Here is a 10,922-nt window from a genome sequence, read left to right on the forward strand (position 1 = left end):
TCGACTGTTTACCGAGGAACCCCGCATGAAAGGACTACGTGCCTGGCTGGCCGCTTGTGGCGCCGGCTTCTGGCTATCGACTGCAGCCATCCCGGCTCACGCGCAGCCGGCGCCCATACACTTCGCCGATCTGAACTGGGAAAGCGGCAGCTTCATCACCGAACTGCTGCGCTACATCGTCGAGAAGGGCTACGATCTGCCCACCGACACCCAGCCCGGCACGACCATCACCCTGGAAACGGCCCTGGCCAAGAACGACATCCAGGTCATTGCCGAAGAGTGGGCGGGGCGCAGCCCGGTGTGGGTCAAGGCCGAAGCCGAGGGCAAGGTTATCGGCGTGGGCGATACCGTCAAGGGCGCTACCGAGGGCTGGTTCGTTCCCGAGTACGTGGTCAAGGGTGACGCCGCCAAGGGCATCAAACCGCTCGCGCCAGAGCTGCGCAGCGTCGCCGACCTGGCGCGCTACAAGGACGTCTTCAAGGACCCGGAAAGTCCCGACAAGGGCCGCTTTCTCAATAGCCCGATCGGCTGGACGTCCGAAGTCGTCAACGCGCAGAAACTCAAGGCTTACAAGCTGACTGACGATTATGTCAATTTCCGTTCGGGCTCCGGCGCTGCCTTGGATGCCGAAATCGCGTCGTCGATCCGTCGCGGCAAACCGGTGCTCTTCTACTATTGGTCGCCGACGCCGCTGCTGGGGCGTTACAAGCTTATCCAGCTCGAAGAACCGCCGTTCGATGCCAAGGCCTGGGGCACTCTGACCGATGCCGACAACCCTGCGCCGCTGCCGAGCCGCTCTCTACCTTCCAAGCTGTCCATAGGGGTGTCGAAGGCGTTCCAGCAGGAGTATCCGCAGCTGGTCGACTTGTTCGCCAAGGTCGATCTTCCCATCGATCCCCTGAACAAGGCCCTGGCCGACATGAGCGAAGCCCGCACATCGCCTCGCCAGGCCAGCGAGGCGTTCATGAAAGATCATCCAGACGTGTGGAAGGCATGGCTACCCGAAGAGGTCGCCAGCAAGGTCAGCGCCAGCCTCAAGTAGTCAGTGACCACTGTCGCTGCGGTGGCTGCTGACTTCGGCAGGCACCGCTTCCCCCGCGGTACGCTTGCGGAACAGCGCGGCCCGAGCCAGCAGCAGCGTGGTCACTGGCACGGTGATCGACAGCAGAATCGGGATGAGCCAGGCATGCACCACTGGCCCGTGCTTGAGCCAGGAAAAGTACAAGATCGAAGCCAGCGCCACGCACCAGGCGCCCAATGTCGACGCCAGCGCGGGCGGGTGCATGCGTTGGAAGTAGTCCTTGAAGCGCAGCAGCCCCAAGGCGCCGGTGAAGGCGAACACGCTGCTGGCCAGCAGCAATACCGCTGTGGCCACCTCCACCCAGAACGGCAGTATCTGTACCGAATTCATTCGATGACTTCTCCGCGCAGCAGGAATTTGGCCAGCGCAAACGAGCCCACGAAACCGAACAGGGCGATCAGCAGCGCTGCCTCGAAATAGGTGTCACTGGCGTAGCGTATACCCAGCACCAGCATGACCAGCATCGCCAGGATATACAGGTAATCCAGGGCCAGTACCCGATCCTGGGCCGACGGTCCCCGGAACAGTCTCACCAGGGTCAGCAACATGGCCAGGGCAAAGATGAACAGGCTCGCGACAATGGCATTGGACAGCAATGCGCTCATTGGAAAATCTCCATCAGCGGGCGTTCGTAGGTGTCTTTGAATTCCTTGATGAACTGCGCCTCGTCATCCAGATCCAGCACATGCATCAACAGGACGCTGCGATCCAGAGCCAGTTCGGACCACACGGTGCCGGGAATGACGGTGGCGACGGCCGCGAGGGCGGCCAAGCCGTTGGCATTGTGCAACTGCAGCGGAATCTCGATGAAGGCCGAGCGGGGCGCGCGAACGTCCATTGTCCACACCCGCCAGAATACCTGCAGGTTGGAAACCAGCACGCCGCCACCTACGCGCAGCAGCAGTTTCAGCACCACCATGGGCCGACGGATCCGTACCGCCTGAGGCCGCAGGGGCGACATCAGCAACGGCGCCAGCCACCCAAGCAGCGCGGCCAGCAACAGGTTCCCGGCGCTCAGGGACACATTGAGCAGCAGCCATAGTGCGGCAAGGGCAATGGACAAAAGAGGGGCGGGGAACAGGCGGCTCATGGTTCACCCTCCAGGCTGGCAGCAGTCGGGCTGGGTATTGGCTGAGCGCCCAGCACGGTCATCACGTATTGCTTGGGATCGTCGAGCATCGCCGCCGTGTCCGCCGTGTACCGCAACAGTGGCTCGGCGCGCATCGCCAACATGACGCAAAGCCCCAGCAAGACCATGATCGGCACGCATTCGTTGAGTCGCAGCAACGGCGAAGGCCGCTCGTGGGGCGTCCAGAAGCGCTGCATGCCGACCCGTGCCAGCGCGATCAACGACGCCAGCCCTGAGAGAATCAGCAACGCCAGGTAGGCCCATGCGGTTGCACTCAGGGTCTGCTCGCTGGCAACACCCAGACCCTGCGGGTTGAACAGTGCGGAAATCAGGTTCAGCTTGCCAATGAAGCCGGAGAGCGGCGGCATGCCGATGATCAGCAGTGCGCAGGCAATGAAGCTCAAACCCAGGAAGGCCATGGTCCATGGGATCACCTGACCCACCACGGCTTTCTGCTCGTCATCCAGGTTGATGCCCTTGGGTGGATGCAAGGCCTCGACTGCTGCTGGCAGCGGGTCGGCATCGTACTCCAGCGGGATTTCGTTGGCCGAGCGCGAGCGCTCGATCAACTCGGCCAGCAGGAACAGGGCGCTGAGCGCCAATGTCGAGCTGACCAGATAGAACAGCGCAGCGCCGATCAGTCCACTCTGCCCGAAACCGATGGCCGCCAGCAGAATACCGGCCGACACCATGATGCTCAGGCTGGCCATGCGCTCCAGGCGCTGCGCGGCAACGATGCACACTGCGGCCACGGCGATGGTCGCCAGCCCACCGTAGATCAACCACTGGCCACCGAAGTGCGCCGAGGCCCCGGCCTGTCCGGAGAACAACAGTGTCCACAGCCGCAGCAGGGTGTAGAAACCCACTTTGGTCATGATCGCAAAGAGGGCCGCAACCGGGGCACTGGCGGCGGAATAGGCCGGCACCAGCCAGAAATTCAACGGCCACATGCCGGCCTTGGCCAGGAAGGCCGTCGCCAGAATGGCCGCACCGGCATGCAGCAAGCCGCGATCCGCCTCGGGCACCAGCGGAATCTTCAACGCCAGGTCAGCCATGTTCAGGGTGCCGGTGACGCCGTAGATCATCGCCGCGCCGATCAGGAACAGCGACGAGGCAAGCAGGTTGATGGCGATGTAGTGCAGCCCTGCCGATACTCGGGCCCTGCCGGAGCCGTGCAGCATCAGGCCGTAGGACGCGGCCAGGAGCACTTCGAAGAACACGAACAGATTGAACAGGTCAGCCGTCAGGAACGCTCCGTAGAGCCCCATCAGCTGAATCTGGAACAACGCATGGAAGCTGGCGCCGGCCCGATCCCAGCGCGCCATGGCGAACAGCAGGGCGCAGACCCCGACGATGCCCGTCAGCACCAGCATCAATGCCGAGAGCCTGTCCACCACCAGCACGATACCGAATGGCACCTGCCAGTTGCCGGGCAGGTACACGCCAATCGAGCTGGCCTGGCCTTGGTCCTGCACCCACCACATCAGGTAACAGGCGATTGCCAGTCCCAGCATGCTGGAAATGACGTTGATCCGCGCTTTCAGCGGACGGTGTTTTTCTCCGAGCAGCATCATCACTGCTGCCGTGAACAACGGCAGCACGATGGGCGCGACGATCAGATGGGGCATCCAGCTCATTCCTTGGGCTCCCGGCCGTCTACGTGGTCAGTGCCGGTGAGGCCCCGCGATGCCAGCAACACCACCAGGAACAACGCAGTCATCGCAAAACTGATGACGATGGCCGTCAGCACCAGTGCCTGGGGCAGGGGGTCGGTGTAGTTGAGCAGGTCCTGCGGCACACCTTCCTTGATGATCGGCTCCTTGCCGATGAACAGGCTGCCCATGCTGAAGATGAATAGGTTCACCCCGTAGGACAACAGGCAAAGGCCCATGACCACCTGGAACGTCCGCGGACGCAGGATCAACCAGACACCTGACGCAGCCAGGACGCCGATCGCGATTGCAATCACTTCTTCCATCAGACGGCTCCTTTGGGGGCGATGCCCTTGGGCAGGCTCGACGGGCGATGACCACGCACCGACTGGTGGCCCAGGGCGGTCAGGATCAGCAGGGTCGAACCCACTACCACGGTGAATACACCAATGTCGAAAAACAGCGCGCTGGCCACGTGCAAGTCACCCAGCAGCGGCAAGTGCAGGTGCGCGGTGTGCGTCGTCAGGAATGGATAGCCCAGTGCAATCGCACCCAATCCGGTGACGGTCGCGAACAGCAGTCCGGTACCCATCCAGCGCAAGGGACGCAGTCGCATCTGGGCCTCGACCCACTGCGTGCCTGCCACCATGTACTGCAGGATGAACGCCACCGACAGCACCAGGCCGGCGACGAAGCCCCCACCCGGTTGATTGTGTCCGCGCATGAACAGGTACATCGACACGATCACGGCCACCGGCAGCAACAGGCGGACCAGAACCGCTGGAACCATCATGAAACCCAGGGCCGTATCGTCCGCGCCACGTGGGTTGATGAGGTCGGTAACCACGTCGGGTGCCAACGAGCGCTGCTGCGCAGGCAACTGCATGCTCTCCTTGGGTGGGCGGAAGCGTCGCAGCAGGGCGAACACGGTCAGTGCCACGGCGGCAAGGACCGTGATCTCGCCCAGGGTGTCGAAACCGCGGAAATCCACCAGCATGACGTTGACCACGTTGGTCCCGCCGCCCTGGGGCAGGGCACGGCTCAGGTAGAACTCGGAAATGAAGTTGGGTGTTGCACGGGTGAGCATCGAATAGGACAACAGCGCCATGCCGCCGCCCACGACCAGGGCCAGCACCAGATCGCGCAGGCGCCGCAGCTTGGCGCGGTCGAGAGTGGCTCGTGACGGTGCGACTTCCTCGATCCGCCGAGGCAGCCAGCGCAGGCCCAGCAATATCAATACCGTGGTGACCACTTCCACCACCAGCTGAGTGAGCGCCAGATCAGGCGCCGAGAACCAGACGAAGGTGACGCAGGTCATCAGCCCGCACACGCTGACCATGGTCAGCGCAGCCAACCGGTGGTATTTCGCCTGCCAGGCGGCGCCCAGCGCACAGGCAATGGCAATCATCCAGAGAATCACGAACACGCCCGAACCTGGAATTTTCGGTCGATCACCCCAGCTCAGGCCGCTGTAGAGCATCGGCGCCATCCCCGCCAGTACGGCGACCAGCACCAGCATGAACAACTGCGCCTGCAGGCGTCGGGTAGTCAACAGCAGCTCCGCCCTTCGCGCCAGCCGCATCATCACCACCTGCGAACGCTCGAACAGGCGCTTGCCATTGAAGCGTTCGATCACCGGTGGATAACGCAGGCGACCATGACGGAACTGATTGCGCAACAGTACGTAGAGCAGCACCCCCGCGCCCATTGCGATCAGGCTCATGACCATCGGCGCGTTCCAGCCATGCCAGATAGCCAGGCTGTATTCGGGCAGCTCGCCGCCCACTACCGGCAATGCTGCAGCAGCAAGGAACGGCGCCACCGATTGCGCGGGAAAGATGCCGACCACCAGGCAGGTCAGCACGAGCAACTCAACCGGCGCACGCATCCAGCGCGGTGGTTCGTGGGGCACATGGGGTAGATCGGTCGCTTTCGGACCGAAGAATACGTCCACCGTGAAGCGCAATGAATAGGCGACGCTGAAGATACCGGCCAGCGTCGCCACCACGGGCAGAGCGATCTCGACCCAGGCGGTGGAGCTTATGAACACCGTTTCGGCGAAGAACATTTCCTTGGACAGGAAGCCGTTCATCAACGGCACACCGGCCATGGACGCGCTTGCGACCATGGCCAGCGTGGCCGTGAACGGAATCAGACGGAAAAGCCCGCTCAAGCGGCGTATGTCCCGCGTGCCGCTCTCGTGGTCAATGATGCCCGCTGCCATGAACAGCGACGCCTTGAACGTCGCATGATTGAGAATGTGGAACACCGCCGCCACGGCTGCCAGCGGGCTGTTGAGCCCCAGCAGCAGGGTGATCAGGCCCAGGTGGCTGATCGTCGAGTAGGCAAGCAGGCCTTTAAGGTCGTTCTGGAACATCGCCGCATAGGCACCCAGCACGAGGGTACATGCTCCCGCCCCACTCACTATCCAGAACCATTGCTCGCTGCCCGAAAGCGATGGCCACAACCGCGCCAGCAGAAACACCCCGGCCTTGACCATGGTTGCCGAGTGCAGATAAGCGGAAACCGGTGTAGGCGCGGCCATCGCATGGGGTAGCCAGAAATGGAACGGAAACTGTGCGCTCTTGGTAAGCGCACCCAGCAGGACCAGAGTCAGCATGACCGGATACAGGCCGTGCGCGCGGATGACGTTGCCCGCCACGAGCACCTTGTCCAGGTCGTAGCTGCCGACGATATGACCCAGCAGCAGCACCCCGGCCAGCAGGCACAGGCCACCTGCGCCGGTCACCATGAGCGCCATGTAGGCGCCGCGGCGTGCATCGGCGCGATGATGCCAGTAACCGATCAGAAGAAAGGAGAACAGGCTGGTCAATTCCCAGAAGAACACCATCTGGATCAGGTTGCCGGAGATCACCAGGCCTAGCATGGCGCCCATGAAGGCCAGGAAGAAGGCGAAGAAACGTGGTACTGGATCTTGCGGCGACATGTAGTAGCGCGCATAGAGCGCGACCAGCGTGCCGATGCCCAGCACCAGCAGGGAAAAGAGCCAGGCAAACCCGTCCAGGCGCAGCACCAGGTTGAGCCCGAGACTGGGCAGCCAGAGGAATTCCTCGCGTATCACACCGCCGTTGGCGATTTGCGGATACAGCATGGCTACCTGTACCGTGCCGACCAAGGCTACCAGTCCAGCCAGAAGCGATTCGGCGTTGCGCGCGTTGTGCGGCAGAATGGCTGCCACGCAACTGCCTACGAAGGGCAGAAGCAATAGTACTATCAAGGACATAGGCTTCTAATCTGCAGGAATATTGAAAACGATCATACGGGGTCACTGGTTGATCACCAACCCGCAAGCTGTGGCAGAATCGTACAGGCATGCTGTAACGACTTGTTTTTTTATGACAAATTTTTACCACCGTTAGCTCCGCCAGGATTGCGTCGATCAGCGGGACTACTCACAGCGAGCGCGAAACCCTTTGGTCAAAGACCCCAGTTCCAAAGCTTCGGTGCTTCAGCATGTCAGCCATAACGTGCGGCGCTTGCGTCAGGCCGCCGGACTTTCCCAAGCGGCTCTCGCGGAACAGTCCGGTGTCAGTCGCCGCATGCTGGTGGCCATCGAAGCCGGCGACAACAACGTCAGCCTGACCACTCTGGATCGCGTCGCGCAAGCGCTGGAGGTTGCCTTCAGCGACCTCATCCAGCCTGGCGAGAACCGCGACCCCAGCCGTATCAACGAGCTGGCGTGGGTCGGCACCTTGCCGGGCAGCAGGGCTGTACTCCTGGCCAGTACGGTGGCCAGCAAGGAGGTAGAACTCTGGGAATGGCTGCTGCAGCCCGGCGAATCCTATGCATCGGAGGCGGACGCCGAAGGTTGGAGCGAGCAGATCTACGTCTGCGAGGGACGCCTCACCATCATATTGGCGGGCCGCACCCGCGAACTCGCGGCCGGCGAGTTTTTCGTCTACCCGAGCAATCAGCCCTACGCGTACCGCAACGACAGCGAAACGGCTGTCCGCTTCGTACGTAACGTCGTCATCTGAACTCCTCCAGGCTGCAAGGTGACCGCAACGCCGTCGAGCAGGTGCGAAGCGTCCTTTCTCGAGGTTGCCCCGCGGTGCTGCCTTCGCCATTATCCGTCCACACGATTTGCCTCCAACATCTGCCTAAAAGATCCAGCACCCGAACCGGAGCCCGAATGAGCCTGACACCTTCCGCCCGCTTACCCGTTGCCGAGCGCTTGCGCGACATGCGCGCGCTCATGCTCCGCGAGGGCATAGATGCCTTGCTGGTACCTTCGGCGGACCCGCATCTATCCGAATACCTGCCGGAGCACTGGCAGGCCCGCCAATGGTTGTCCGGGTTCCAGGGCTCGGTCGGAACCCTGATCGTGACCGCCGAGTTCGCCGGTCTCTGGGCCGACAGCCGCTACTGGGAGCAGGCACGGGTCGAACTCGCCGACAGCGGCATTGAATTGGTCAAGCTGATCGCCGGGCAACCGGGCCCACTGGATTGGCTGGGCACTCAGGTGCGCGCAGGCGGCACGGTCGCAGTCGACGGCGCGGTCATGGCAATCGCCGCCGCACGGCAGTTGCGAGAAAAGCTCCAGCAGACAGGTGCGTCACTGCGTACCGATACCGACCTTTTCGCTCAGGCCTGGCTCGATCGCCCGGCACTGCCAGCGCAATCGGTCTACGCACACGCCGCACCCTACGCTGTGCGCGAGCGCGGCGAAAAACTGAAGACGCTGCGCGAGCAGATTCAGGCGCACGGCGCCCATTGGCACTTGCTGGCAACCCTTGACGACATCGCCTGGCTGTTTGACCTGCGCGGGTCGGACGTACCCTATAACCCGGTATTCGTCGCATTCGCCTTGATCGGCGAGCGCTCGGCCACGCTGTTCACTGCGCTGTCCAGGGTCGATAGCAGCGTGCGCGACAGCCTGGAGCAGGACGGCATCGAGGTTCGCGACTACACCGACATCGCATCGGCGCTGGCCGCTGTGCCGGTAGACGAAAAGCTGTTGCTCGACCCGGCCCGCGTCACCGTTGGCATCATCGAAAACCTCGGGACGGGTGTGGCCCTGGTAGAAGCACTCAATCCAACCACCCTGAGCAAATCGCGCAAGACCGCACCCGAAGCGGAACATATCCGCCATGCCATGGAGCAGGACGGGGCGGCACTGTGCGAGTTCTTCGCATGGCTGGACGGTGCCTGGGGCTGCGAACGTATAACCGAATTGACCATCGACGAGCGGCTGACGGCTGCGCGCGCGCGTCGACCCAATTTTGTCTCGCTCAGCTTCTCGACCATTGCGGCGTTCAACGCCAACGGTGCAATGCCGCATTACCGCGCCACCGAACAGGCCCATGCCGTGATCGAGGGTGATGGTCTGCTGTTGATCGACTCCGGTGGCCAATATCTAGGTGGCACTACCGACATAACCCGGATGATTCCGGTCGGTGCGCCCACGGCGCAACAGCGGGCGGATTGCACCAGGGTGCTGCAAGGCATGATCGCCCTGTCACGCGCCACTTTTCCCAAGGGAATCCTTTCACCCTTGCTCGATGCCATCGCACGCGCGCCGATCTGGGCCGATCAGGTCGACTATGGGCACGGCACTGGCCATGGGGTGGGTTATTTCATGAATGTTCACGAAGGGCCGCAAGTCATCGCCTATCAAGCCGCGACGACACCGCAGACGGCCATGCTGCCGGGGATGATCACATCGATCGAACCGGGGACCTACCGTCCTGGGTCTTGGGGTGTGCGTATCGAGAACCTGGTCCTCACCCGCGAAGCCGGCAAAAGCGACTTTGGCCAGTTCCTCGACTTCGAAACCTTGACCCTATGCCCGATCGATACGCGCTGCATAGATGTTCACGAATTGTCGACAGCTGAGCGCCGATGGCTCAACGACTACCATGCCGAAGTGGCCCGGCGAGTGGCGCCGTTGCTGGCAGGCGCCCCATTGGAGTGGCTGCGTGAGCGCACTCTACCCGTGTGAAGAGCCAGATCAGTCGGCGGCCACGGCAGGTGCATGTTCGGCACGAATCGTCAGCGTGGCTCCGACTGAGGCCATGATGATCGCGCCTATGGCCAGCCATTGGGTAGTGCTCAGCACTTCATGCAGGAACAACAGCCCCGACAGCGCTCCGATGGCCGGCTCCATGCTCATCAACGTACCGAAGGTTCGCGCAGGCAAGCGCGTCAGTGCGACCATTTCGAGGCTGTAGGGTAGCGCCGTGGACAGGATTGCCACGGCGATGGCAGTTGGTATCAATGCCATGTCGAGCAAGGCGCTGCCCGCATGCGCAATACCGATCGGCGCGATGAACACCGCAGCGATCATCACACCCAGTGCGGCGGTCTGCACGCCATTGTCGGCACCGGCCTTCTGCCCGTACAGAATGTACAGCGCCCAGCACACGCCAGCCCCCAGCGCATAGCAGACGCCGACCGGATCGAGCCCTGCCTGCGCCTCTCCCATGGGTATCAATAGCAGCAGTCCGACGACTGCCAGGGCAACCCAGGCAAAATCCACAGCCTTGCGCGAAGCCAGAATGGCTACCGCCAACGGCCCGGTGAATTCCAGGGCCACGGCGATCCCCAGCGGTACGGTGCGCAGCGACATATAGAAGAGCAGGTTCATGCAGCCCAGAGCGATACCGTAGATCATCACCGTCTGCAGCGTTGTCCAGGTCAGCTTGGCGCGCCATGGGCGCAGCAGTACCAGCATGAACAGGCTGGCGAAGATCAGACGCAAGGCGGTCGTACCTTGTGCACCTATCAACGGAAACATGCCCTTGGCCAGCGAGGCACCAGTCTGGATGGACGCCATGGCTATAAGAAGTAGAGCGATAGGGTAGAGCTTGGTAGTCAGCGAAGGCGGAGTCATGTGTCGGCTACTTGGCAGGTGTGAAAGGCATGCGTGCGGCGTATCATGGCCAAGGCGGATGAAATGAGCAATATATTGCCCATTTTTATATTTGCTGAACTTTCTCCGTATTGGCTATTGACGCCCGCCGGAATCACTCTATAATTCGCCCCACTTCCGGCGCAGCCGAAACGATAAACTCCTTGTTAATCAATGAGTTGGCCGTTT

10 protein-coding genes are annotated in these 10,922 nt (G+C 62.2%); 3 read left to right on the top strand and 7 right to left on the bottom strand.

Annotated elements, in window-relative coordinates:
* Positions 1-25 precede the first annotated feature (25 nt).
* Positions 26-1,042: an ABC transporter substrate-binding protein gene (locus H7993_RS12325; RefSeq protein ID WP_185794548.1), complete on the top strand. Its 1,017-nt coding sequence runs from the start codon at positions 26-28 to the stop codon at positions 1,040-1,042.
* Here H7993_RS12325 and H7993_RS12330 read toward each other — a convergent pair whose 3' ends face one another.
* The 6 genes from H7993_RS12330 to H7993_RS12355 are packed head-to-tail and all read right to left on the bottom strand — an operon-like array spanning position 1,043 to position 7,106.
* Positions 1,043-1,411, bottom strand: a complete 369-nt coding sequence (locus H7993_RS12330; RefSeq protein WP_122475791.1) for a Na+/H+ antiporter subunit G — start codon at positions 1,409-1,411, stop codon at positions 1,043-1,045.
* Complete coding sequence (locus H7993_RS12335; protein WP_122475789.1) at positions 1,408-1,686, bottom strand: K+/H+ antiporter subunit F; 279 nt, start codon at positions 1,684-1,686, stop codon at positions 1,408-1,410. Before H7993_RS12335 ends, H7993_RS12330 begins: the two co-directional genes overlap by 4 nt.
* Positions 1,683-2,171, bottom strand: coding sequence for a Na+/H+ antiporter subunit E (locus H7993_RS12340; RefSeq protein ID WP_185794549.1), 489 nt, complete (start codon positions 2,169-2,171; stop codon positions 1,683-1,685). The genes H7993_RS12335 and H7993_RS12340 overlap by 4 nt, the downstream gene beginning before the upstream one ends.
* A complete protein-coding gene (locus H7993_RS12345) occupies positions 2,168-3,847 on the bottom strand; it encodes a monovalent cation/H+ antiporter subunit D (protein WP_185794550.1) in 1,680 nt (559 codons plus the stop codon). Before H7993_RS12345 ends, H7993_RS12340 begins: the two co-directional genes overlap by 4 nt.
* Positions 3,844-4,188, bottom strand: a complete 345-nt coding sequence (locus H7993_RS12350) for a Na+/H+ antiporter subunit C (RefSeq protein WP_043186251.1) — start codon at positions 4,186-4,188, stop codon at positions 3,844-3,846. The genes H7993_RS12345 and H7993_RS12350 overlap by 4 nt, the downstream gene beginning before the upstream one ends.
* Positions 4,188-7,106, bottom strand: coding sequence for a monovalent cation/H+ antiporter subunit A (locus H7993_RS12355; protein ID WP_185794551.1), 2,919 nt, complete (start codon positions 7,104-7,106; stop codon positions 4,188-4,190). Before H7993_RS12355 ends, H7993_RS12350 begins: the two co-directional genes overlap by 1 nt.
* 190 nt (positions 7,107-7,296) lie before the next feature.
* Between H7993_RS12355 and H7993_RS12360 the strand changes: the two genes are divergently transcribed.
* Both H7993_RS12360 and H7993_RS12365 read left to right on the top strand, forming a co-directional pair.
* The gene (locus tag H7993_RS12360; protein ID WP_122475781.1) at positions 7,297-7,860 is read left to right on the top strand and encodes a helix-turn-helix domain-containing protein; all 564 of its coding nucleotides are present in this window, start codon (positions 7,297-7,299) and stop codon (positions 7,858-7,860) included.
* Between the two features lie 155 nt (positions 7,861-8,015).
* Positions 8,016-9,824 carry an aminopeptidase P family protein gene (locus H7993_RS12365; RefSeq protein WP_185794552.1) on the top strand — a complete coding sequence of 603 codons (1,809 nt, stop codon included), beginning with the start codon at positions 8,016-8,018 and terminating at the stop codon, positions 9,822-9,824.
* 9 nt (positions 9,825-9,833) lie between these two features.
* Here the strand turns inward: H7993_RS12365 and rhtA are convergent, their stop codons facing one another.
* Positions 9,834-10,715, bottom strand: a complete 882-nt coding sequence (gene rhtA, locus H7993_RS12370; RefSeq protein WP_122475777.1) for a threonine/homoserine exporter RhtA — start codon at positions 10,713-10,715, stop codon at positions 9,834-9,836.
* Between the last annotated feature and the right edge of the window lie 207 nt (positions 10,716-10,922).

The organism is Pseudomonas baltica, assembly GCF_014235765.1.
In the GTDB taxonomy this organism is placed as follows: Bacteria; Pseudomonadota; Gammaproteobacteria; order Pseudomonadales; family Pseudomonadaceae; genus Aquipseudomonas; species Aquipseudomonas baltica.

What these genes read in the sequence shown, in the direction of transcription:
- H7993_RS12325 (WP_185794548.1), top strand. Translation starts at nt 26, where the DNA reads ATGAAAGGACTACGTGCCTGGCTGGCCGCTTGTGGCGCCGGCTTCTGG.
- H7993_RS12330 (WP_122475791.1), bottom strand. Translation starts at nt 1,411, where the DNA reads ATGAATTCGGTACAGATACTGCCGTTCTGGGTGGAGGTGGCCACAGCG.
- H7993_RS12335 (WP_122475789.1), bottom strand. Translation starts at nt 1,686, where the DNA reads ATGAGCGCATTGCTGTCCAATGCCATTGTCGCGAGCCTGTTCATCTTT.
- H7993_RS12340 (WP_185794549.1), bottom strand. Translation starts at nt 2,171, where the DNA reads ATGAGCCGCCTGTTCCCCGCCCCTCTTTTGTCCATTGCCCTTGCCGCA.
- H7993_RS12345 (WP_185794550.1), bottom strand. Translation starts at nt 3,847, where the DNA reads ATGAGCTGGATGCCCCATCTGATCGTCGCGCCCATCGTGCTGCCGTTG.
- H7993_RS12350 (WP_043186251.1), bottom strand. Translation starts at nt 4,188, where the DNA reads ATGGAAGAAGTGATTGCAATCGCGATCGGCGTCCTGGCTGCGTCAGGT.
- H7993_RS12355 (WP_185794551.1), bottom strand. Translation starts at nt 7,106, where the DNA reads ATGTCCTTGATAGTACTATTGCTTCTGCCCTTCGTAGGCAGTTGCGTG.
- H7993_RS12365 (WP_185794552.1), top strand. Translation starts at nt 8,016, where the DNA reads ATGAGCCTGACACCTTCCGCCCGCTTACCCGTTGCCGAGCGCTTGCGC.
- rhtA (WP_122475777.1), bottom strand. Translation starts at nt 10,715, where the DNA reads ATGACTCCGCCTTCGCTGACTACCAAGCTCTACCCTATCGCTCTACTT.